Genomic DNA, 18,087 nt, shown 5'->3' on the forward strand with positions numbered 1-18,087 from the left:
CGCCGGGTGTGGCGTGATCTGCTCGCCGATGGGGCGGACTGTGGCCTGCACCAAATCGAACGGATGATGCGCCTGCAAGGCTTGCGGGCGCGGCCGCGACGCCGGCGCTTGCCGAAGGACAGCGGCGATCGACAGCTCGAGACCGGGCCGGCGAACCTCCTTGACCGGCAGTTCGCCGCCGAGCGGCCGAACCAGAAGTGGATCGCCGACTTTACGTATCTCTGGACGGCCGAGGGCTGGCTCTACGTCGCAGCGGTGATCGACCTGTTCTCACGCCGGGTGGTGGGTTGGTCGATGAGCGCCGCCATGCCGGCAGCAGCTCAATTCCATACTCCCTTGCCAAGACTGAGTAGACTCAGTCCACTACGATACGTTGTAACATCTGAAGCACTTACCTGTCGGTAAGCTGACGACGAAGCTGTCGCCAGGTGGCGACTATCGGATTGGGAAAGGCGGTGATGTTGCTCCTGAGGGCGCAGTAAGTTTGGGGCCCGTCTCATCTTCAAAATAAGTGGTCGTTTGTTAGAACGGATTGTAGCGACAAACCTCACTTATAACCCAAGAACCGGAGACGCAGCAGCAAAGCGCGTCGTGCGCTTGAGATCGTACTCGTCGAGCACAACGGCGACCCTGCAGCCCGATCATTGCCTCCCTCGCATCTCCGGCGTATAGGTGACGCCTTCGCCGAACTTCCATTCGAAATTGATGAAGTCCCCGCCGTCGGTGATGATGACCCGGGTCACAACGCCAAGCTTGGCGGCGACGCTGGTCGTATAGTGCCGCGCCGCTCGCACCGCTTCCTCTGCGCCGACAAAGCGACGGACATACTCATAGGAGCCGTCGATAAAAAATTGCGCGACCGAGAATTCGTCTCGCATCGTTGGCCTCACGCGGGCAGGTACTGCTCGGCCTTCCGGCGCAGGCCGGCCAGTTCGGCATCGCTGATCTCGCCGCCTCTGAGCAGCTCGGGCAGTCCGGTCTCAATGGATTCCTCGACCTCGGCGCGCTTGGCCTTGCGGCCCTCGCGATACCAAACGACGCGCTCCGGATCGCCAAGCCGAAACAGGACGCCCGTATGCCCGAGCCGCACGGCGCTATAGGTTTTGGTCACCCAGATGCCGATGTCCCCTGGATTGCGACGGATCATGTAGCCCGCGGGCTCGACGTGCGCCGCCGGCAGATCCTTTTCGTTGCGCCGCATGCGCGGGTTCGACAGGAAAGGACAGGCCTGCACCGCGTACTCGGCGCATTCCCAATGCGACGGCGGCTCCGAGATGTTGCGGTTGATCGCGCACATCGGCCCAATGGGGAACGCCTTGTAGACACCGAGCGGCTGGCCACAAATCCAGCAGAGCCTTCGATTGACCGCTTGCGCGAGCTTGCCCGACCGATGACACGGAAATCCGGCTCTCCGTCGATCCACGCGACGAACCAGGGGACATAGTAGCCGGTCGCCGAGACCGGCAGGCGCTTGATCCGATCAGGAGTCGGTATCGACCAGATCGTCTGATTGAGCCGCGTGTCCATCAGCGCCTCCTGCAGTGCCAGTATTGATGACGACCGATCCGGAAATAGCGGCGGCCATGCTCGCAGATGTCATGCCGCTTGTGCTCGCGGCCCCGTTCGGCCGTCTCCGTCGGCGCCTGGGCGGGCGTGTCGGTCCTGTCGACGACAATAAAAAGCGGCAGCCGGTCCGCCTTCGGCGTCGACTGTTGCGGCTCTTCGGCAGCAACGACAGGCGGCGCCGTCGCGTCGCGCTGGATAGCGGCGACCAGCATCAGCGACCAAAGCGCGGTCAATCCGGTGATGATCTTGAACGAGGTCAGCGCCATTTGACCGGCTCCAGCTTGCATGGGAGCTTGATGCTCCTCGGATCGTCCGGCCTGCCTGCGGTCGTGACCATGGCGGTGAAGCCGCAGACGTCGCAGGCAACGGTGTAGTAGCCGCAGCGCTTTGCCGGGTACGGCAAGGCGGCTTGGCAGAACGGCTTGGCGCCGCGCGTCACGTCGAGGTCGACCCCGTCGGGATAGGCGGGGTTCGGCGGCTGCGTCGCTTCGTTGCCGCGATCTATCCAGCACACATGGATCATGCGGCCTCCTCGTCCTCGCGCGCGTCACCGAACACGCGGCGATGAAACTCGGTCATCATCCGCATGACCTCGGCGGACTGTTTCGGGTTCTCCAGCTCGGCGTACTTTTCCAGGGCGGACTGCAGGACCCGCACGGCGCTCGCGATCTTCTCGACGATCTTCGGCTCAAGGTCCTTTTCGATCATCCGGACGCGGTGCTTGTGCTCCGGGCAGAGATCGTTGTTCTCGTTGTTGCCGACCAGCCAACCTTTCTCGGTGAACTTCCGGATCACGACCTCGGGCGGCAATTGCGTGTACTTGTTGCAGTTGACGGTCGCCGTCACGCCGCAGGCGGCACACACGATCCGGAACGCCTGCAGGCGCGGGTTGCTGATGTCGATGCGGGAGCGGTCGAACGTTCTCATTGGCGCAGCCACCAGAAGGTCGGAAACTGTTCGGGGTTCTTGCCCTGAGATCGCCAGCGCACGACGTCGCCGCGCCGATCCTCATGTGCGGCGTTGACGGCCTTGATCATCACCGCAGCGTCATCACGGGGGCGCGGTGTCCGGGCTGCTGTGACGTCAGATGCGCGCGCAGCGCATAGAACGGATCATCGAAGGCGACACCGGCGGGGTCCTCGAGCGTCTTGACCATGCGCTCGGCGAGCTTGGCGTCGCGGCTGTACAGCAGATAGTAGACCATGCCGAGCAGCGCGGGCTGTACAACCCGGCGCAGGTGCTTCACCTCCTCGACGGCGCGCACCATGTCGGGGTGCATCGCATAGGCTTCCTCGATGTGCGAGTTCTCGACCCGGTTGGCGGGCGAGCGATAGTCGACGATGGCGCCTCGCTGGTGTCGGATCAGCCATGCCAGCGCCGACGACGTTTCTTTGCGATGGTGCTCCAGTCCGTTCACCGCCATGGTGTCGGAGCCGGAGCGCGGTTTCTGGATGGTATCCATCGTCGCGAAGGACTCGCGGTCGACGCCGAAGACGAGGATCAGGAACACCCGGGCTTTCGCCATGATGATGCCCCACAGGCGATGCTGACCATTAAAGACGTCGCCGTTCTTGCCGAGCACCACGGTGGCGCCGTTGGTCTTCCATCGGTCATCGCAGAGCTGGCCCGAGATGTGCTTGACGTGCGGGTCCGAGATCGGCCGGTTGTTGCGGTTGTATTCGAGGATCTTCGTCGCCAGCGTATCGTCGACCCAGGCGCCGGCAACCCGGATGCCGTGGCCGATGTCGTGCGTCTGCAGCCCGAAATAGTTATCGAAGGTCAGATCGAGCGGCGGTCGCGCCGCCTTCTCGGCGTCGCGTGCATGGATCGCGACGGCCCCGGTCTGCTTTTGTCGAATAGTGCCGATTAATCCTCCTGACATTCGGCGAACTCCTCTAACCACTGTTGAGCGCTGGACAGCTTGGACTTCACGATTCCCACGCGATCCTTCCCCTTGATTACGCGGGCAACATCGCTGGGCAGAGGAAGGCTGGTCAGCGCGAGCAAGGCGCCGCGCAAGTCCTTCCAGATGGCGTTGTCGCGTCGCATCTTGGCGATGCGGTCCGGATTGCGGCCCTTGGCCGAAACGCTGACCTTGGCGTGGTTCTTCCGGCCTGCAATCGAAGTGTTGCGGCAGGTGATGACGTTGACGGCGGTCCGCACCGAAAGCTTGCCGCCTTCGACGGCTGCGATCTCCTCCGGCGTTCCCTTGTCGAGCACGATCCGCGCCCGGGTGATGCTGTCGTCGCTAATGCCGAGCTGCGACGCGGCATGAACGCAGGTGCTGTGTCCCTGATTGACCAGGCGCGCCGCCATCAGCGCGCGCTGCGAGGGGTTGAGCTGGCTATGCGGGAAATTCCGGTCGTTCATGCGGCGTCCCCCGCTACATCTCCGGCAGCGAGGCGAACATCGCGTCGACGGAATCGAGGTCGAGCAGGGTCCGCGTGTCGAACTTGTAGGCCTTGATCCGCTTGGCGTTGATCAGCTCATAGCATGGTGTGCGGGAACTTGCCGTAGCGGCACGCCTCCTTGATCGTCGCGCGGCGGCGGCCGCTCGCGGTCTCAACGGCTTCGATGTATTCCTTCTCACTCATTTCGGTCCTCACTTCCTCGCTCGTCTCCGCCCTGCGTTTGACGCGGCGAGCCGACGCGCGTGCCTTGTGGCAATCCTTGCAGATCAGCATCGCGCTTCGCCGCCGCGACTGCCTGTAGAACGCGCTCTCCGGTTTGCTCTTGCTGCAGCCTGGGCAGAACCTCGTCATGCCGGTGCCTCCAGCAATCCGAGCTGGTTGACGCGGTCGGACACGGTGCGGCCGTCATGGGTCAGCATGAGCGGCAGGAACACCGCGTCGAACGACAGGATGCCGGTCTCAATCGCCATGATCTGACCTTTGACCCAGTCGCGCAGAATCGAGTTAATCGCGATCTGGCCCTGCGTCAGCGCGCGCTCGCGGTGCTCCCTCTCGGTGCGCCCGCGAATGCGGTAGCTGTACGGATGCTCTTTCAGGTACAGCGCGGCCCAGCCGCTGGCGCGCAACTGCATCTAGCGCCCGCGATGACGGAACGCGAGCAAGAGCTCGTGCTTCTCGAAATCATCCATGAAGCCGATGCTGTCGCAGCCGACCCGGCGCAACACCTTGATGATCTCGTGGCGAGCCGCAACGCCGCTGGTCGCGTTCTCATAGGGCGTCGTCATGACGCGGACTCTCCGCTTTAATCTGTGGGGGACGGTGCTACCGGCCGTGCCCGGTCGTCGCACCGTCCGCCCTTCGCTCGCTCGTGACGGGCTGGCTTTCATCCAGACGAGTTTGCGAACCTCTAAGCTCATCGACCACGGCGCCAAGAATCGACGACGGCGCCGCCGTGCTGTCGCGGTGATTGCGGTCGCCATGTTGTCGATCTCGGCGCCGTACTGCAGTGCCAGCGAGAGAACGACCGCCGCATCGCGTGCGATTGCCTCGACCGCCTCGCCGGATTTGCCGCCGGTTATGAAGACCTCGCCCAGGGCGCCGTCGTCATAGAACCAGAGCGTCACCGCAAAGCGCCGACCGAAGCCGCCCCATTCGATCTCGAATGTTTCGGCCCTGCGGCGCTGCGGCAATGTCCGGCGCTCGCCCATCATGCTGCCGCCGCGACCTTCGGCTTGCGCGGGCCGCGCTTCTCCGCCTCCAGCGCGCCCGAGACCTGCCTGATGCAGCCGATCAGCTCGGCGGCCTGCGACCGCGTGGTGATGGCCGCCGTGATGTGCAGCTCCACCGTGCCCTCATTGGTCTTCAACTGGACGTCAGCGCCTTTCGGAATCTTCATTGCTCTCCTCCGCCAATTTTGTTTCGTATCTCGTCACCATCTCGACCACCCCGAGGACCTCGCGGTGCCCGACCTCGGCCGCGAGCTTGTCGGCGAGCTGCACGGCGATATCGAACTGGCTCAGCCCCATCTCGGCGACGATCTCGCCCGTCGAGAAGTTGACGACGCGATAGGTCATGCTGACCCCTTGGGTTTCGACGCCTGCAGTGCGAACTGCTCGGCGAACGTGCGCAGCTCCTTGTCGATCAGGTCCATCTTTCGCAGATCAGCCTCGGTCGGCTCCTCGTCGCCCGGATCGAGGATGTTCATCAGGCTGCCGAACAGGTGCTGGGCGCCAGCGAAGAAGGCGAGCTTGCATTCCTCGAGCTGCACCAGCGGCGCATCGGGATGCATGACCACGAGCCGATAGCCGATCCAACCGGCCTCAATCAGCTTGCCCGCGTCGGCCAGCTCTATCGACAAACGCTCCAGGTGGCTGCGATCAATTGTCATGGTCAGGAATCCAAATGCGGGTGCTCTTCTTTGATAAACGCGGCATGGACCCGCCTTGCGATCTCGGCGAAATCCTCGTCGACACCGGCCGAATGGTGGATGTGCGCGGCGCCGGTCAGCAGCGCGCTGATCATGATCACCGTCCGGCAATTGCAGCAGAGCGAGGTCGGCACCTCGCTGCATTCGACGACGGCCGAACGCAGGATGGTTGAGAACTCGCAGCCGATCCGGTCCTGCTCTTCATCTGAACACGGCATGGCGGTCATCCTCTCTTGGTCCGGCGGCGCCTCCGGTGGGGCGCGGGTCGTTCGCTCCTATCCTCACCGCGCGGCGGGTGTGTCATCACCGCCTCCGGCGGCTGAATCGGACCGAGGCCGAAGCGATCCAGCAGCTTGCGCACGCGATAGGCTTCGCCGAAGTGATCACCGGCATGACAGTGTGTCGTGTCGGTGCGGCAGACGTCGCCGCAGCAGATCGCCTGCGCAATTTCCAAATCGCTGGGTCGCTCGTTCTTCATTCAATGCTCGCGTGCTGCGGCTTGTCCGTTGCAGCAATTGTGCGACGCCGACGGCAGGAACTGCATGTCGGTGCCTTCGACCCGGCGCTCGTCGAGGTCGCGCTCGGTCTCGTGGAATTTCTGCAAGCCGTTCATCAGCGCGGCGCCAGTCTGGTCGAGCAGGCTTTTGATCGCCTCGCCCCGCCGCATCATGTTGTCGCGGTCGGCGTTCGCCATGGCGAGCTGACGGCGCAGGCTGTCATTCTCGAAATCGAGGATGGCCTTGTTGTGCTTCAAAGCCTCGTTCTCCGAACGCAATGATTCGATCTCGGTCTGCATGGACGAAATTTCGTTGGCGAGGTTCATAGTCGTCTGCTCCCTGTATTGAACGGTCACCGCTCTTGGCCATGGCGCAGGTCGTCATGATGATGGCGCCGAGCGTGCCGCCGCCCATGGCGCCGAGACTGAACTCGAACCAGAAAGTGCTGTTCATTCGCTCTCCCTTTGTCTCTTGGTTGTTTGAGCGATCCTCCGGCCCGGTGCTCCCCGATGGGGCTGGGGGGCTTTCAGGTAAGCAGCGGGCTTTCGGATCGAGCTGCTGGTCCGCTCGAACCCGCAGCGCTCGATTGGTCATCGGTCAGGCGGCGGAGCTTTGAGCGGATTCCTGCGGCAATGCGCGTGTTGGCAGGCCTTTTGGAATCAGCACGACGCGGCGCCGCCCGTCGCGACCAGTGAAGTGAATGCGCGTGTGACGGCTGCCCTGCGCGACGAAAATGCCGGAACCGCCACTGTCCCGAATGATCCTGATGGTCTCGCGCATCAGCTTTTGCATTGTCCTATTCGACCGGCGTCAGAGCCGTCCGGATCGCCTTCTCGTACTTGTCACAGGCATGGATCACTGCCGAGTGGGCGCGCTCGAACTCGTCGCCGATCTCGTGATAGTTCTTGCCGGTGACGACGTGGACGAAAGCCATAACCTTCTGGCGAATCTCGACCAGCGCGGGGCTTCGGTCGTCATTGATCAGGTCTGCGCGCTTGACGCCGTAGTGCTTGCCGCAGATGCCCATGGCGTCGCGAATTTGATTGCTCCAGGGGCGCGCGATCCGGAAGCGGCGGAATTCCTGCGCAGCGAGGATCAACAGATTGATCTCCGCCCTCGGGCCGTTCGGTCTGCGGCCGCCCCATCAGCGGGGGCGGTCGCGCCGCAGCAATTCAGTCGAGCGCAAGACAGGTGTCGTGAGGTCGATACTCTGCAGACTAACCGGCATTCCCATTCCCAGTGCCATTGCTTTACCTCCCCGTCGTTATGCGGCGTCCGACACCGCGTCGGCCGGCGCCTTCTGCTTCTGAGACCTCGATGCAACCTCGCTGGTATAGGCGTCGAGCGTCGCGAGCGCGGCCTGACCGATGGCGGGAGCGTTGCCGCGCAGCCGTTCGGCAAGACGCGGCGAGACGTCCTTGGGGGTCTCGCTCGCGACGACGAACCCGGCGTCTTCCATTTCATCGCGGCCGTACATGCCGCCGATGATGTCGGGGCAGTACATGCGCGCCCAGTCGCGGGACATGTTGTAGAAGAGCTGCAAATCCGGCTTCAGATCCCAGAGCGGTGACCCCTTGACCTTGCCGCTGTCGTTGCGCGTCGGCCGGAGCTTGCCGAGCGTGAACTGGTTCGGATCGGCATCCTTCGGCGGGAAGTAACGCGGCTCCCTCTCGCCCTTGAAGGTCGCAAACACCCGGCACCGCCGGTTGTCACCGTCGCCCTCATACTCGACGTTCAACCGCGAGGTGATCGGCGCCTGCGCTTCGATGAGCGCATGGAAGAACTGGGACTCGTAGGAGACCCGCTTCTCGCCCTTGTTCTCGACGATGTAGGTCCAGCTTGCCAGCGTCAGCGGCGAGATGCCCAGCTCGTGCGCCTTCATGCAGACGCCGAACATGCCGCCGACATTGCCCTGCAGCCACGGCGGGAGCATCGGGCCTGCGGTCGACAGCAGCTTGGCCTCGTCGATCAGGTCGCGCATGTTGCCGATGTTGGCGCCGCCACCGCCCTTGAACATCAGGACCTGTTCGGTGCGCTCGTTGACCACCTTCTCGGCGTTGCCTTCCGCCAAATCGCGCCGGGTGACGCGCTCCGGCTGCGGACGGTCGGACTCCATCGGGCGGTCGCCCGGAAACGATTGGTCACTCATCATGCCGCCTCACGCAGCTCGTACTTGACCCGGTCGTCGACCGATTTGGGCCACCACTCCGGCGCGTCGATGTATTCGGCGTCGGCGCGGTCATCGCCCGGACCAGGCCACACGCCGTTCTGCCAGCACTGCCAGAACATGCTGCAGGCGAGCTGATTGAGCTGGCTGCCGCGCGCGATGTCCTCGTCCTTCAATGTGACGGCGCGCACGCAATACGGCGGCTTGTTCTCGACAAACAGGATGGTGAACGATTGCACCCGCAGGCCGAGCGCGATGGCGCCTTCAATCACGAGGGCCGCCTGCCGGTAAGCCGCGATCAGCCATCGTGCGCTGCAGGTTGCGATAGAGAACCGGCGGGTGCGTTGTCTTGATCTCGGCATAGTCGCCGCTGGCGTTGGGAATCTCGTCGGGCCGCGCCTTCTTCCAAAAGCCGCGAGGGTCTTTCCAGATCAGCGAGCGTTCGGGGGCGCCGCCGAGCATCCCCGCCTGTACTTCTCGGTGGCACGGTGGGACCGCGAGGAGGAAATCAGGCGCGTCCACGCGGATACCTCCCTGTCATATGACGATCGTGCCGAAATGGTCGCGCTGCTTCGGGCGCGCGACCGCACCGAGGGGCGCCAAAAGGGCAAGACCAACTTGCGACGGGTCTATGTCGCGCGCTGTGGCGACCGTTTCAAAATTGGCGTGAGCAGCTTCCCACCGAGCAGGATCGAAAGCCTCAAGACCGGCACCTCGATCAGCGGGAAGATGGCAGCGGTGGGATGCGGCTCAAGCTGGGTCATGGCGCCACCTAATGAGCGGTGGCGCTGGTGCTTTGGAACCCGGAGTTCATGGCCGCAGCTCTCCAGAACGGTAGGTCCTTGACACCCTCGGCGGTCGCGAGCTGTGAAAGAATTTCTTGCTGGTCGGCCTCCAGTTCCCCTTAAATTTCACGGTTCGTCGCCTCGTTGATCCTGATCTTGACCGACGACCGAAGTTCTTTCGTCGGGATGCCGCGCTTTCGCCTCCTTGTAAACGTTGCTGATCGACTCCCGGATGTTGCGGCACCGTGCCATCGACGACCCGCGCTCGGAAGCGAGGTCGGCGTGATAGCCGTCGATCTTGGAAAGAATGTCTTGGACGAGCTGCGGGTCGAAGTCGTTCGTCTCGGCTGCTGACTTGGCCATTCTGTCTATCCTCTGCGGGCGAGCGCTTGACCGGCGGCACCTTCGGCCGCCTGGCCGTCATGAGCACGAGTCGATGGTCGCTTTTTGATCCTTTCCCGTGGTGCGGAAAACCAATTCCCGCCACGGTCCTTTATTTTCCATTCGTCACGGGCCATGTGGGTTCAAACAGCTTGTGAAGCGATCAGCGAGGGGTGCGTCTTGGAGCTTCGGTACGACGGCTCTTTTCCTCGCGTCGAAGTCGACGCGGTGTGGTACCCAAGATGGGAATGCCGTCATGCGCGTTTAACAAGGGGTGGCAGCGTCAGTCACGACCCGTCGGCTGAGCTCTTGAGATTGGACGAGGCCACAGCAGCTAACATCACGAACGTTGGCTCTGCCGCTCCTCGCCCCGGCTACCGCAGAAACGATCGCGTCATGGCTCAGATCGTCTGCCGACTATGAGCGACAATCGCACTGCGGCAACGGTCGCGCAGAATTATGCTGTGCACTGCTGCATTTGTTTGTAGGGCCTGCGGGCATCCATTAGGACTAGGGCGAAAGCAGCTTTGCGATTACCGCCGCGGTCAGCAGCGTAGCGTGACCATCGGGCGCAATGGCGTAAATGAGCGCGCGCCGGGTAAAGGCGGCGGGATCGCTCTCGATCTCGCGGGCGGCTTGCATCGCGGCGATGACGGTCGATCGCTTCTCGATGCGGTACTTGCCGCGCCCGAGGAAGATGGATGCGGTGAAATGATCCGCCCTGCGGATCGCCACGACCGCCCGGGTCTCGATCTCGTCAAATCTCACGGCCAACTCCGAGCGATACCGCCGCGACGGCGAGCGAGATGTATTTCGTGATCGGATGGTCGCCGTGCTCATAACCGGCCAATGCGCCGCGGGAGCAGCCGATCGCATCGGCGGCTTGTCGCTGTGAATAGCCGAAGCGCGCGCGCCAGTCGGTCAGTGATTGCGGCGTTGCGAAGGGCGTGGCTCCGGTCTCTGAATTCGTCATTCCCGGGTCTCCTCATTGGCAGGCCATCGCGGAATGCGGAGGGCCTCGACCCCGAAGGCCGGGAAGCTGACCGATCAGCGCCCGGCAATCGGCCGGGCGGTATTGGGCCAAATCGCCGGCGGAATGGCCCAGATTTAAGCCACTGGACGGTGGTTGGAAGACCCAAAGGATCGAATGCGAGCCTGAAAATGGCGGAAGATCAAAGGGTTACGGCGGCCCCTCAATCGCCCGTGGGGCCCTCACGAGGCCGCCCCGATCCCGGCGGGGCTTCCGCCGCCCCGGCGGCAATGCCGCACTCAGTAGGCGCCGACAGCGGCGGGCGCGGCCAACTACTGACGAGCAATCTTGGCGGGCGCCTGCTCATGGTCTCGGCAGAGCGCGTGCGGCAACTCTCGAAAGAGGGCTGGCGGATCGGCGCGCGCAGAAATCCGCCGCTGACAGCCGCGTCCACGACGCCAGGGCGCGCGAGATCGAGTTGCGCAACGCGGTGCGCGAAGGCCGCCTGATCGAGATCGACGAAGCGATGGCGATCGTCGAGCAGATCACTGGGCTTTTCCGAGCGGAGACCGCCGGGCTCCCCGCGCGCGTGACGCGCGATCTGCAATTCCGCAAGACAATTGAAACGGCGTTGAATGACATCCTCGGTCGCAGATATTGCCTCCGAAAGGGGACGTGCTGTGGCATCGGCTCGCGTTGCTGGCGAGGCCGTCGCGGCCGACGCCGCTTAGATAGTCATTGAGATTCTTGTCGGCTGTGGCGATGAGTGCCTTCAGTGATGCCTTTGTAAAAATTCTTGTCCTTGTTGTTGACTGCCTTGATGCGCGTGCCATCTATCGCCATTAACTCACGTCCAAAGAGATCGAGGCGTCGGCATAGGATCGTGAACTCGCGGAAAACCGATTTAAACGCCGCACGATTTTCGCTCCTAAAATCAGCAATGGTTTTGAAGTCCGGCTTGAGGGGTTCGTAGCAACCAGATAACCTCTATGTTCCGATGGCACTCGATTTCCAGCCTCCGGCTTGAACGAACACGATTGAGGTAGCTATAAATTTAGAGCTTCAGTAGATCACCGGGGTCGTAACCGGGCCGCCCTGTGACCTTCGCGTCTACCCGCGCAAGGCCTAAACTCCTGAGATCGAGCCCATCGACAAAGGCATCAATAAAGCGGACGGGATTCTCGACACCGACGTAGTCGGCAATCGCCTCTGGCAGAAGTAGCAGCTGCGAGCGATCGGAACCAGAAATGTGTGCCATGCGCGAATCTAACGGAGCGAGCCCGGCATTGAATCCGCCTCGCACACTTTTCACACGGTCTGCTAGTTTTAAGGTCATCAGGCGATGCGGGCCGAGGTTTTTGGGCGGGGCTGGAGCGGCGGCGGTCGCAGGACGACAAGGCGCGGATTGTCGAGGAGACGTTGGCGCCCGGCGCGAAGGTGACTGAGGTTGCGCGTCGCAACGGAGTAGCGACCAGCCTGGTGTTTACCTGGCGTCGACAAGCACGGACATCGGAACAAGTTGCACCATCTTTTACGCCGGTGCAGATCGCCGCCGTAGCGGCATCGGCTGAGGAAAAGCCGAATCTTTTGCCTGCGGTTGATGGCCGAGTTCGCTCCGTGGCAGCCGCGCGTACTGGATTGATAGAGATCGATCTCGGCAACCGACGGTGCATCCGGGTGAATGCGCACGTCGATCCGGAAGCGCTGGCGCGGGTCCTCGATGTGCTTGGACGCCGATGATTGCTATACCAGGGAATGTGCGAGTGTGGCTCGCGACAGGCTACACGGACATGCGCAGAGGCTTTCCGTCGCTGGCACTCCAAGTGCAGGAGGTGCTGCACAAAGACCCGCTCAGCGGTCATCTGTTCGTCTTCCGCGGTCGCCGCAGCGATCTTGTGAAGGCGATCTGGCACGATGGCCAGGGAGCCTGCTTGTTCACAAAAAGACTCGAGAGAGGAAAGTTCATCTGGCCATCGGTTGCCGGCGAATCGGTAACGATTTCGCCGGCGCAGTTGAGCTATTTGCTGTCCGGGATCGATTGGCGTAACCCTCAAGAAACCCATCGGCCGACACGGGTCGGATAGCCGCTTTTACGGTTTGAATCTGCTGCTTGATCTGATTCAATGGCTTCATGATATCGAAGCCGGACGATCTTCCATCGGATCGTTTAAGTGCCTACATGGCGCTGCTGGCCGAGCGTGAGGCGTTGCAGGTTGAACGCGATGTGGCCGTGGCGGATGCCGCCAAGGAGCGGGCGGCGCTGTCGGACAACGAGGCGCTGATCGCGCAGCTCGAGCTGCGGATCAAGAAGCTCAAACGCGAACTGCACGGGCAGCGCTCCGAGCGCACGGCGCGGCTGATCGAGCAGCTGGAATTGGAGCTCGAAGAACTCGTTACCACGGCGACCGAGGATGAGCTTGCCGCGCAGGCCGCAGCGACGAAGACGCAGAACGTCCGCCCCTTCATGCGCAAGCGGCCGGTTCGCAAGCCATGGCCGGAAGACATCGAACGCGAGCGCGTCGTCATTGAGGCTCCAACGACCTGTGCCTGCTGCGGTGGATCGCGGCTGGCGAAGATCGGTGAGGATGTGACCAAGACTCTGGAGGAGATCCCGCGCCGCTTCAAGCTGATCGAGACGGTACGCGAGAAGTTCACCTGCCGCGATTGCGAGAAGATCAGCCAGCCGCCGGCGCCGTTCCACGCGACGCCGCGCGGCTTCATCGGTCCGCAATTGTTGGCGACGATCCTGTTCGACAAGTTCGGCATGCATATCCCGCTCAACCGCCAGAGTGTGCGCTTTAAGGCCGAGAGGATCGATCTGCCGTTGTCGACGCTGGCTGACCAGGTCGGCCACGAACCGTCGCCGTCATGCCGCTGTTCCAGCTGATAGAGCGTCATGTACTCGCAGCCGAGCGCCTTCATGGCGACGACACCACCATCCGCATCCTGGCGAAGGGCAAGTGCACGACCGGCCGGATCTGCACCTATCTATGGACGGTCCCCGCTTTGCAAGGCCATTTGCTTTGTTCGGCTAGCGGTCGTTTGCAGCTATCTATCCGGCTTTATGGCGATGCCACGAGCCTTGATGAGATCCGCGGATCGGCGCCCAATTACGTTGACGAGCTCTGAAGCTCGATAGGTCCAACGGGCTTAGCCCACCCCGGTCCGACCGGTTGCCATCACTCTGTTTTTGCCCTCGCAAACGGAACCGTGCACGACTTATGCTCGCGCGCGGTACTCTTCACCATTGGCCATGATCGCCCAAGCGATCCGGGCAGTTTTGTGAGCAAGCGCCACCGTCACGACGTTGAAGGGACGTCTGCCTAGCAACTCTATTATCCAGGTATTTGTGACCTGATGGATACGGACGCGATGAACGGCTGCTCTGGCGCCATGTATCAACAATTTGCGAATATATCCGTCGCCGCGCTTACTGATGCCACCCAAGCGCTCCTTACCCCCGGTTGAATGCTGCTTCGGTACTAATCCAAGCCAGGCGGCGAAATGCCTTGCGGAAGCGAAATGTTGTGGATGATCGACAGACGCCGCCAAGGCGGTGGCGGCAAATGGGCCAATGCCCGCCACCTTCATGAGACGGCGACAAACCTCGTTGTCTCTCGCGGTTGCGAGGATCATCTTCTCGTAGCTTTCAATATTTAGCTCAAGGTCGTTGATCTGATCGACAAGGATTGAGAGGGCGCGGCGTGCGCTTTGTGGAATGCGATCGTCAACGTCGACAAGTGCCATGAGCTCTCTCGCGTTTGCTTTTCCCTTTCCGGTCACAATCGCCAGCTCGCCCAAATGACCGCGCAGTGCATTTGTCGCGCCCGTGCGCTGTCGAGTAAGCAAATCACGTGTGCGATGTAGCATTAAAAGTCCCTGTTGTTCGGCGCTTTTTACGGGGACAAAACGCATGCCAGGCCGTTGGACGGCTTCCCAGCACGCTTCTGCATCAGCAGCATCGTGCTTATTTGTTTTCACATAGGCTCTTACGTAACGGGCCGGCGTAAGACGGGCTCTGTGTCCAAGCTTTATCAGTTCGCGAGCCCAATGATGAGCGCTGCCGCAAGCCTCAAGACCAACGAGGCAACTTGGAAGCCGTGAAAAGAAATCGAGAACCTTCCCGCGGGCGAGTTTTTTGCGGATAATTTCTCCATCCGCCGTAATCCAGTGGATTTGAAACCAGCTCTTCGAGATATCAAGCCCGATTGTCATCATAGCCATAGCTCGCTCTCCTTCTGGTGGCTCTTCGCAGCTTATCAGGGCGGGGACCGTCCATCTCATTATGTGCGGGTGCGGGATGACCGGCCCTACGGTGGGCCGGCGCCGCCAGCTGCGGTCTATTACGCCTCGAGCGATCGACGGGGCGAGCATCCCCAGAAGCATCTGGCCGCCTTCGCCGGCATCCTGCAAGCCGATTGTTATAGCGGCTTCGAGCCGTTGTTCGATCCGCAAAGGAAAGCGATGCCGATCACGCCGGCATTTTGCTTCGCCCATGCGCGGCGGGGGCTTCTTCGAGCTGGCCGACATCGAGAAAACCGCTCGGGACGGACAGAAAGGCAAACCGGTCTCCCCGATCGCGCTGGAGGCGGTCAGGCGTCTTGACGCCCTGTTCGAGATCGAGCGCGCTATCAGACGGGAAGCGTGCGATGTCGCCGATGGAGGCCAGTACACTCGATGCGACAACCGAACTCACGCCGGGGATCGTCATCAGCTTGAGAGCCCGTGGATCGTCCAGAGCCTGCTGGGCCACGACCTTGTCGATTTCCGCGAGTTGCTTCGTCACGCGTTCGAGTTCCACGATCAGACGCCGGAGCATTGCACGCTCCTCCGATGGAAGAGGCAGACTGTTCAGCCAATGCTGTCCGCGCTTGCCGAAGAGATAGCCTTTGTAGGGCGGGATGAGGTTAGCATGCAGGATGGCCTTCATGCGTCCTTTAATGCGGATGATCTGCGCCAAGACGCCAGCGCGCTCGGCCATCTGGCGCCGGCGGCTGTAGGTGTCCTCGTCAGCAACCCAGACCTCCGGCAAGAAGCCGGCAGCATGCAACTTTGCCAGGGTCCCAGCATCGACCTTGTCCGTTTTGACTCGCGCATAGGCAATCGCCCGAACGAGCCTCGGATTGGCGACCGCGACGCGCTTAACGTGCGGGCGCAGAATACGTTCGACCGCCGCGCTGTTGCCCGTCACCTCGATGACCACCTCATCTTCGAGGCTGAGTGTCTTGGCAAAGGCGACAAGCCGATCGTGGACGAGATCTACGCGGAGCTGTCGGATTATTGTTCCGTCCTCCAGGATCGCCACCTGGGCGAACGATCGGTGGATGTCCATGCCGACGATTTGCATGCTTGGTTCTCCTTTGTCTCAGGAGCCAGTGGCTTGCACGACATCTACGGATCCGCGCTCGCAGCGCAGCCGGGCAAGTCGTAGGGGGCGGCCAAGTAACAAAGCGAGCTCACAGCTCATGGTCATGGCGGCCTGCCACCGTTTCGTGCTCCAGCGCCCCTATCCCGGCTTCGACAGACTAATCCGGACGACCAGTCCTCTCCACCGGGTTTGAGCGCTGAAAACATCATGCCCTTTAACAATTGTGCTGAGCGCGCATTGAGAGGCATTGCTTTGGGAAGGCGCAACTGGACCTTTGCCGGCAGCCAGCGTGGTGCCGACCGTGCCGCCATCATGCTGACGATGATCGCAACCTGTCGCCTCAACGACGTCGATCCTAAAGCCTGGCTCGCCGACGTCCTCGCCCGGATCGCCGATCTTCCCGCACCTCGCCTGTACGAACTACTGCCCTGGGAATGGAAGCTCCAGCGCCAAGCCGATAAGCCAGCCGATCAGCAGGCCGCCTGACCTTCACCCAACCGATCATAGAGCTCACTGTGCCCGCGCGCATACGTCAATTAGGCGGTCTTCGTCGTATGCATACAATCGAAGCGGTGGCCGAGCGTCTTGAGGGAGCGCCGCGGCAGCTTCGCCGACGCTGGTCGGTCGAGTTCAAAGCGCAAATTGTGCAGAGACGCTGGAGCTCGGCTCGGACGAATCAGCGATCGCCCATCAAATTGGCATTCACCGTCGCGGGTGTTCGCCTGGTAACTCGGAGGGAGCGGCAGGATTGCGAAGTTGATTGCCCAGTCAACCGTCTCCCCCTGGTCGCCGTACCGTATGAACGTCATGTCGGCTATGGGGATCGTCGCCATCGGGCAATTCCGACATCGCTCTAGCTCGCTGGCGCCCGCGGATAGGCGCGACCCTCGTCCAGACTTATCCCGGTCAGCGATAGCTCGAACCCGCTTTGCAAGAGATCGTTCGATTCGAGCCCCAGCATCTCGTCATCCCAATGGCTGGCGTCGGTCAGCCGATCGTCGGAGATGACATAGGCGCGCTTCTGCTGATCGCTCCACCCACGCGCGACAACAACTGGCGCCTCGGCGATTTCGAGCAGTTTGCCCGCCGCCATGCCGACTAGGACCATGTCGTCATCCGGTGCGAGGATCGGTCGTCCAAGACAGCGACTAGCAAACCCTTTGACGCTGGCGCCGAGTTCCGCGCGGCCAACCACTTCTATTCTCTGCGCGCGTCAGGGCACGAGCGACAACTTTGACTGGTCGTAAGAGCTCCGCCTGGCGGGCAGAAGGCGACATCGCGCTTTCGGGCGAGCCCAATAAACCTTCGTATCCGTTCGTCAACCACACGTTCAGTTGAGCCGTCAATCGCGAATGGTTATATATGGACTGCGGTAGCGCTACTGCTGTCGCGGCCCTCCTTGGACGTTCCTCCCTTGACTTAGCCGCTTGTGAAGACGCAGGCGGCTTTCTTTTTGTGCACCCCCGACCGGTTGTCGTTCCTTGCGGCCTTCCGATCACCTGTGCCGGTGATATGAACCGAGCCAAGCGTTCGCGGCGCGAGCGCATGGATGAAAAGCTAACGGGCCTTACGGCGGGCGAACCCACATTCGCGTTTATATCACCGGCGGGTTTCTGCTTAGCATCGAACTGAAGACGCCCAAGGGTTGGAGCTCGAAGGCGCAGAAGGAACGTCATCCGAAGCTTCAAGGTCTCGGCTCACCGTGATCACGGCTGTCCCTCGTCAGATAATTTGGGACTGCGGCGATCAGCCGTCGCTACGCAAGGTGAGCATTCGAGATATGGATTCAACGGACTTCGCGTTCAGCGGATCGGCGGCGTCCTGCATGGGCTGGTGCGGGCCTGCGCGTTTCCGGGCAACGGTGCATTGTTCGAGGTCGGACCGACCGTCTCGCGGGCCAATGCGAAACTGCCGTTCAGTGCGGCGGACCCACCACCGTTCGGCGATCGCAGGTTGAGGTTATCTGCTCAAAAATGGACGCGCTCGGGAAGCGGCCCCTTGACCTTATCCGAAAT

31 protein-coding genes and 5 pseudogenes are annotated in these 18,087 nt (G+C 62.0%); 7 read left to right on the forward strand and 29 right to left on the reverse strand.

Annotation, left to right across the window (positions count from 1 at the left end; genetic code table 11):
• Window positions 1-315 (forward strand): annotated as a pseudogene (locus tag GA0061099_RS36465) (DDE-type integrase/transposase/recombinase); the annotation flags it as partial.
• A gap of 326 nt (window positions 316-641) precedes the next feature.
• On the opposite strand, the gene GA0061099_RS36470 reads toward GA0061099_RS36465, so the two are convergent.
• From GA0061099_RS36470 to GA0061099_RS36585, 25 genes are all read right to left on the reverse strand, one after another.
• Complete coding sequence (locus GA0061099_RS36470; protein WP_074448467.1) at window positions 642-878, reverse strand: hypothetical protein; 237 nt, start codon at window positions 876-878, stop codon at window positions 642-644.
• Window positions 879-886: 8 nt separating this feature from the next.
• Complete coding sequence (locus GA0061099_RS36475; protein WP_141697761.1) at window positions 887-1,297, reverse strand: hypothetical protein; 411 nt, start codon at window positions 1,295-1,297, stop codon at window positions 887-889.
• Window positions 1,298-1,526: 229 nt separating this feature from the next.
• Complete coding sequence (locus tag GA0061099_RS36480; RefSeq protein WP_074448468.1) at window positions 1,527-1,832, reverse strand: hypothetical protein; 306 nt, start codon at window positions 1,830-1,832, stop codon at window positions 1,527-1,529.
• On the reverse strand, window positions 1,823-2,089 hold the full coding sequence (locus tag GA0061099_RS36485) for a hypothetical protein (protein WP_074448469.1): 267 nt from the start codon (window positions 2,087-2,089) through the stop codon (window positions 1,823-1,825). The genes GA0061099_RS36480 and GA0061099_RS36485 overlap by 10 nt, the downstream gene beginning before the upstream one ends.
• Window positions 2,086-2,493 carry a hypothetical protein gene (locus GA0061099_RS36490; RefSeq protein ID WP_074448470.1) on the reverse strand — a complete coding sequence of 136 codons (408 nt, stop codon included), beginning with the start codon at window positions 2,491-2,493 and terminating at the stop codon, window positions 2,086-2,088. Before GA0061099_RS36490 ends, GA0061099_RS36485 begins: the two co-directional genes overlap by 4 nt.
• A gap of 109 nt (window positions 2,494-2,602) precedes the next feature.
• Window positions 2,603-3,448: a hypothetical protein gene (locus GA0061099_RS36495; protein WP_074448471.1), complete on the reverse strand. Its 846-nt coding sequence runs from the start codon at window positions 3,446-3,448 to the stop codon at window positions 2,603-2,605.
• Window positions 3,433-3,882, reverse strand: coding sequence for a hypothetical protein (locus GA0061099_RS36500; protein ID WP_141697762.1), 450 nt, complete (start codon window positions 3,880-3,882; stop codon window positions 3,433-3,435). The genes GA0061099_RS36495 and GA0061099_RS36500 overlap by 16 nt, the downstream gene beginning before the upstream one ends.
• A gap of 442 nt (window positions 3,883-4,324) precedes the next feature.
• Window positions 4,325-4,609: a hypothetical protein gene (locus GA0061099_RS36510; protein WP_199751061.1), complete on the reverse strand. Its 285-nt coding sequence runs from the start codon at window positions 4,607-4,609 to the stop codon at window positions 4,325-4,327.
• Window positions 4,610-5,188 (reverse strand): TSCPD domain-containing protein, encoded by a 579-nt coding sequence (locus GA0061099_RS41905; RefSeq protein WP_199751062.1) that lies wholly within the window; start codon window positions 5,186-5,188, stop codon window positions 4,610-4,612.
• A complete protein-coding gene (locus GA0061099_RS36515; protein WP_074448473.1) occupies window positions 5,185-5,373 on the reverse strand; it encodes a hypothetical protein in 189 nt (62 codons plus the stop codon). Before GA0061099_RS36515 ends, GA0061099_RS41905 begins: the two co-directional genes overlap by 4 nt.
• Window positions 5,351-5,551 (reverse strand): hypothetical protein, encoded by a 201-nt coding sequence (locus tag GA0061099_RS36520; protein ID WP_074448474.1) that lies wholly within the window; start codon window positions 5,549-5,551, stop codon window positions 5,351-5,353. The genes GA0061099_RS36515 and GA0061099_RS36520 overlap by 23 nt, the downstream gene beginning before the upstream one ends.
• Window positions 5,548-5,865, reverse strand: coding sequence for a hypothetical protein (locus tag GA0061099_RS36525; RefSeq protein WP_074448475.1), 318 nt, complete (start codon window positions 5,863-5,865; stop codon window positions 5,548-5,550). The genes GA0061099_RS36520 and GA0061099_RS36525 overlap by 4 nt, the downstream gene beginning before the upstream one ends.
• Before the next feature lie 2 nt (window positions 5,866-5,867).
• Window positions 5,868-6,122 (reverse strand): hypothetical protein, encoded by a 255-nt coding sequence (locus GA0061099_RS36530; RefSeq protein WP_074448476.1) that lies wholly within the window; start codon window positions 6,120-6,122, stop codon window positions 5,868-5,870.
• 5 nt (window positions 6,123-6,127) lie between these two features.
• Window positions 6,128-6,382 (reverse strand): hypothetical protein, encoded by a 255-nt coding sequence (locus GA0061099_RS36535; RefSeq protein ID WP_074448477.1) that lies wholly within the window; start codon window positions 6,380-6,382, stop codon window positions 6,128-6,130.
• Window positions 6,383-6,658, reverse strand: a complete 276-nt coding sequence (locus GA0061099_RS36540; RefSeq protein ID WP_158644912.1) for a hypothetical protein — start codon at window positions 6,656-6,658, stop codon at window positions 6,383-6,385.
• Complete coding sequence (locus tag GA0061099_RS41670) at window positions 6,621-6,854, reverse strand: hypothetical protein (protein ID WP_158644913.1); 234 nt, start codon at window positions 6,852-6,854, stop codon at window positions 6,621-6,623. Before GA0061099_RS41670 ends, GA0061099_RS36540 begins: the two co-directional genes overlap by 38 nt.
• Window positions 6,855-6,998: 144 nt before the next feature.
• Window positions 6,999-7,193 carry a hypothetical protein gene (locus GA0061099_RS36545; RefSeq protein WP_074448479.1) on the reverse strand — a complete coding sequence of 65 codons (195 nt, stop codon included), beginning with the start codon at window positions 7,191-7,193 and terminating at the stop codon, window positions 6,999-7,001.
• A 4-nt stretch (window positions 7,194-7,197) separates the two neighbouring features.
• On the reverse strand, window positions 7,198-7,500 hold the full coding sequence (locus GA0061099_RS36550; RefSeq protein ID WP_074448480.1) for a helix-turn-helix domain-containing protein: 303 nt from the start codon (window positions 7,498-7,500) through the stop codon (window positions 7,198-7,200).
• Window positions 7,501-7,665: 165 nt separating this feature from the next.
• A complete protein-coding gene (locus GA0061099_RS36555) occupies window positions 7,666-8,550 on the reverse strand; it encodes a recombinase RecT (protein ID WP_141697763.1) in 885 nt (294 codons plus the stop codon).
• Window positions 8,550-8,840, reverse strand: a complete 291-nt coding sequence (locus GA0061099_RS36560) for a hypothetical protein (RefSeq protein ID WP_074448482.1) — start codon at window positions 8,838-8,840, stop codon at window positions 8,550-8,552. The genes GA0061099_RS36555 and GA0061099_RS36560 overlap by 1 nt, the downstream gene beginning before the upstream one ends.
• Window positions 8,833-9,090, reverse strand: coding sequence for a hypothetical protein (locus GA0061099_RS36565; RefSeq protein WP_141697764.1), 258 nt, complete (start codon window positions 9,088-9,090; stop codon window positions 8,833-8,835). Before GA0061099_RS36565 ends, GA0061099_RS36560 begins: the two co-directional genes overlap by 8 nt.
• 107 nt (window positions 9,091-9,197) lie before the next feature.
• The gene (locus tag GA0061099_RS42895) at window positions 9,198-9,332 is read right to left on the reverse strand and encodes a hypothetical protein (RefSeq protein ID WP_276327058.1); all 135 of its coding nucleotides are present in this window, start codon (window positions 9,330-9,332) and stop codon (window positions 9,198-9,200) included.
• 147 nt (window positions 9,333-9,479) lie between these two features.
• A complete protein-coding gene (locus GA0061099_RS41675; RefSeq protein WP_074448484.1) occupies window positions 9,480-9,716 on the reverse strand; it encodes a hypothetical protein in 237 nt (78 codons plus the stop codon).
• Window positions 9,717-10,244: 528 nt separating this feature from the next.
• On the reverse strand, window positions 10,245-10,502 hold the full coding sequence (locus tag GA0061099_RS36580) for a hypothetical protein (protein ID WP_141697766.1): 258 nt from the start codon (window positions 10,500-10,502) through the stop codon (window positions 10,245-10,247).
• The gene (locus GA0061099_RS36585; RefSeq protein ID WP_074448487.1) at window positions 10,492-10,707 is read right to left on the reverse strand and encodes a helix-turn-helix domain-containing protein; all 216 of its coding nucleotides are present in this window, start codon (window positions 10,705-10,707) and stop codon (window positions 10,492-10,494) included. Before GA0061099_RS36585 ends, GA0061099_RS36580 begins: the two co-directional genes overlap by 11 nt.
• A gap of 475 nt (window positions 10,708-11,182) precedes the next feature.
• Here GA0061099_RS36585 and GA0061099_RS41680 point away from each other — a divergent pair, with 475 nt between their 5' ends.
• The gene (locus GA0061099_RS41680; protein WP_167361700.1) at window positions 11,183-11,446 is read left to right on the forward strand and encodes a hypothetical protein; all 264 of its coding nucleotides are present in this window, start codon (window positions 11,183-11,185) and stop codon (window positions 11,444-11,446) included.
• A 312-nt stretch (window positions 11,447-11,758) separates the two neighbouring features.
• Here GA0061099_RS41680 and GA0061099_RS43250 read toward each other — a convergent pair whose 3' ends face one another.
• Complete coding sequence (locus GA0061099_RS43250) at window positions 11,759-11,962, reverse strand: hypothetical protein (RefSeq protein WP_199751063.1); 204 nt, start codon at window positions 11,960-11,962, stop codon at window positions 11,759-11,761.
• A 110-nt stretch (window positions 11,963-12,072) separates the two neighbouring features.
• Between GA0061099_RS43250 and tnpA the strand changes: the two genes are divergently transcribed.
• The 3 genes and pseudogenes from tnpA to GA0061099_RS36605 all read left to right on the forward strand — a co-directional run.
• The gene (gene tnpA / locus GA0061099_RS36595) at window positions 12,073-12,444 is read left to right on the forward strand and encodes an IS66-like element accessory protein TnpA (RefSeq protein ID WP_276327059.1); all 372 of its coding nucleotides are present in this window, start codon (window positions 12,073-12,075) and stop codon (window positions 12,442-12,444) included.
• Between the two features lie 23 nt (window positions 12,445-12,467).
• Complete coding sequence (gene tnpB, locus GA0061099_RS36600) at window positions 12,468-12,788, forward strand: IS66 family insertion sequence element accessory protein TnpB (protein ID WP_430642467.1); 321 nt, start codon at window positions 12,468-12,470, stop codon at window positions 12,786-12,788.
• Between the two features lie 47 nt (window positions 12,789-12,835).
• A pseudogene (locus tag GA0061099_RS36605) lies at window positions 12,836-13,695 on the forward strand (IS66 family transposase); the annotation flags it as partial.
• A 228-nt stretch (window positions 13,696-13,923) separates the two neighbouring features.
• Here GA0061099_RS36605 and GA0061099_RS36610 read toward each other — a convergent pair.
• Window positions 13,924-14,928, reverse strand: a complete 1,005-nt coding sequence (locus GA0061099_RS36610; RefSeq protein ID WP_074448492.1) for an IS110 family RNA-guided transposase — start codon at window positions 14,926-14,928, stop codon at window positions 13,924-13,926.
• 69 nt (window positions 14,929-14,997) lie between these two features.
• Here GA0061099_RS36610 and GA0061099_RS40750 point away from each other — a divergent pair.
• Window positions 14,998-15,337 (forward strand): annotated as a pseudogene (locus GA0061099_RS40750) (IS66 family transposase); the annotation flags it as partial.
• Window positions 15,338-15,370: 33 nt separating this feature from the next.
• Here GA0061099_RS40750 and GA0061099_RS42440 read toward each other — a convergent pair.
• Window positions 15,371-16,051: pseudogene (locus GA0061099_RS42440) on the reverse strand (IS110 family transposase); the annotation flags it as partial.
• A 237-nt stretch (window positions 16,052-16,288) separates the two neighbouring features.
• On the opposite strand from GA0061099_RS42440, the pseudogene GA0061099_RS36630 reads away from it, so the two are divergent.
• Window positions 16,289-16,558, forward strand: a pseudogene (locus GA0061099_RS36630) (transposase domain-containing protein); the annotation flags it as partial.
• 367 nt (window positions 16,559-16,925) lie between these two features.
• Here the strand turns inward: GA0061099_RS36630 and GA0061099_RS36640 are convergent.
• Entirely contained in the window at window positions 16,926-17,180 is a 255-nt protein-coding gene (locus tag GA0061099_RS36640; RefSeq protein WP_141697767.1) for a ParB N-terminal domain-containing protein, read from the reverse strand.
• Window positions 17,181-18,087 lie beyond the last annotated feature (907 nt).

Source organism: Bradyrhizobium yuanmingense (assembly GCF_900094575.1).
GTDB classification, from domain to species: Bacteria; Pseudomonadota; Alphaproteobacteria; order Rhizobiales; family Xanthobacteraceae; genus Bradyrhizobium; species Bradyrhizobium yuanmingense.

Excerpts from the sequence above, each read along its gene's own strand:
- GA0061099_RS36470 (WP_074448467.1), bottom strand. The coding sequence starts at position 878 with ATGCGAGACGAATTCTCGGTCGCGCAATTTTTTATCGACGGCTCCTAT.
- GA0061099_RS36475 (WP_141697761.1), bottom strand. The coding sequence starts at position 1,297 with ATGTGCGCGATCAACCGCAACATCTCGGAGCCGCCGTCGCATTGGGAA.
- GA0061099_RS36480 (WP_074448468.1), bottom strand. The coding sequence starts at position 1,832 with ATGGCGCTGACCTCGTTCAAGATCATCACCGGATTGACCGCGCTTTGG.
- GA0061099_RS36485 (WP_074448469.1), bottom strand. The coding sequence starts at position 2,089 with ATGATCCATGTGTGCTGGATAGATCGCGGCAACGAAGCGACGCAGCCG.
- GA0061099_RS36490 (WP_074448470.1), bottom strand. The coding sequence starts at position 2,493 with ATGAGAACGTTCGACCGCTCCCGCATCGACATCAGCAACCCGCGCCTG.
- GA0061099_RS36495 (WP_074448471.1), bottom strand. The coding sequence starts at position 3,448 with ATGTCAGGAGGATTAATCGGCACTATTCGACAAAAGCAGACCGGGGCC.
- GA0061099_RS36500 (WP_141697762.1), bottom strand. The coding sequence starts at position 3,882 with ATGGCGGCGCGCCTGGTCAATCAGGGACACAGCACCTGCGTTCATGCC.
- GA0061099_RS36510 (WP_199751061.1), bottom strand. The coding sequence starts at position 4,609 with ATGCAGTTGCGCGCCAGCGGCTGGGCCGCGCTGTACCTGAAAGAGCAT.
- GA0061099_RS41905 (WP_199751062.1), bottom strand. The coding sequence starts at position 5,188 with ATGATGGGCGAGCGCCGGACATTGCCGCAGCGCCGCAGGGCCGAAACA.
- GA0061099_RS36515 (WP_074448473.1), bottom strand. The coding sequence starts at position 5,373 with ATGAAGATTCCGAAAGGCGCTGACGTCCAGTTGAAGACCAATGAGGGC.
- GA0061099_RS36520 (WP_074448474.1), bottom strand. The coding sequence starts at position 5,551 with ATGACCTATCGCGTCGTCAACTTCTCGACGGGCGAGATCGTCGCCGAG.
- GA0061099_RS36525 (WP_074448475.1), bottom strand. The coding sequence starts at position 5,865 with ATGACAATTGATCGCAGCCACCTGGAGCGTTTGTCGATAGAGCTGGCC.
- GA0061099_RS36530 (WP_074448476.1), bottom strand. The coding sequence starts at position 6,122 with ATGCCGTGTTCAGATGAAGAGCAGGACCGGATCGGCTGCGAGTTCTCA.
- GA0061099_RS36535 (WP_074448477.1), bottom strand. The coding sequence starts at position 6,382 with ATGAAGAACGAGCGACCCAGCGATTTGGAAATTGCGCAGGCGATCTGC.
- GA0061099_RS41670 (WP_158644913.1), bottom strand. The coding sequence starts at position 6,854 with ATGAACAGCACTTTCTGGTTCGAGTTCAGTCTCGGCGCCATGGGCGGC.
- GA0061099_RS36545 (WP_074448479.1), bottom strand. The coding sequence starts at position 7,193 with ATGCAAAAGCTGATGCGCGAGACCATCAGGATCATTCGGGACAGTGGC.
- GA0061099_RS36555 (WP_141697763.1), bottom strand. The coding sequence starts at position 8,550 with ATGAGTGACCAATCGTTTCCGGGCGACCGCCCGATGGAGTCCGACCGT.
- GA0061099_RS42895 (WP_276327058.1), bottom strand. The coding sequence starts at position 9,332 with ATGACCCAGCTTGAGCCGCATCCCACCGCTGCCATCTTCCCGCTGATC.
- GA0061099_RS41675 (WP_074448484.1), bottom strand. The coding sequence starts at position 9,716 with ATGGCCAAGTCAGCAGCCGAGACGAACGACTTCGACCCGCAGCTCGTC.
- GA0061099_RS36585 (WP_074448487.1), bottom strand. The coding sequence starts at position 10,707 with ATGACGAATTCAGAGACCGGAGCCACGCCCTTCGCAACGCCGCAATCA.
- GA0061099_RS43250 (WP_199751063.1), bottom strand. The coding sequence starts at position 11,962 with ATGGCACACATTTCTGGTTCCGATCGCTCGCAGCTGCTACTTCTGCCA.
- GA0061099_RS36610 (WP_074448492.1), bottom strand. The coding sequence starts at position 14,928 with ATGGCTATGATGACAATCGGGCTTGATATCTCGAAGAGCTGGTTTCAA.
- GA0061099_RS36640 (WP_141697767.1), bottom strand. The coding sequence starts at position 17,180 with ATGGTCCTAGTCGGCATGGCGGCGGGCAAACTGCTCGAAATCGCCGAG.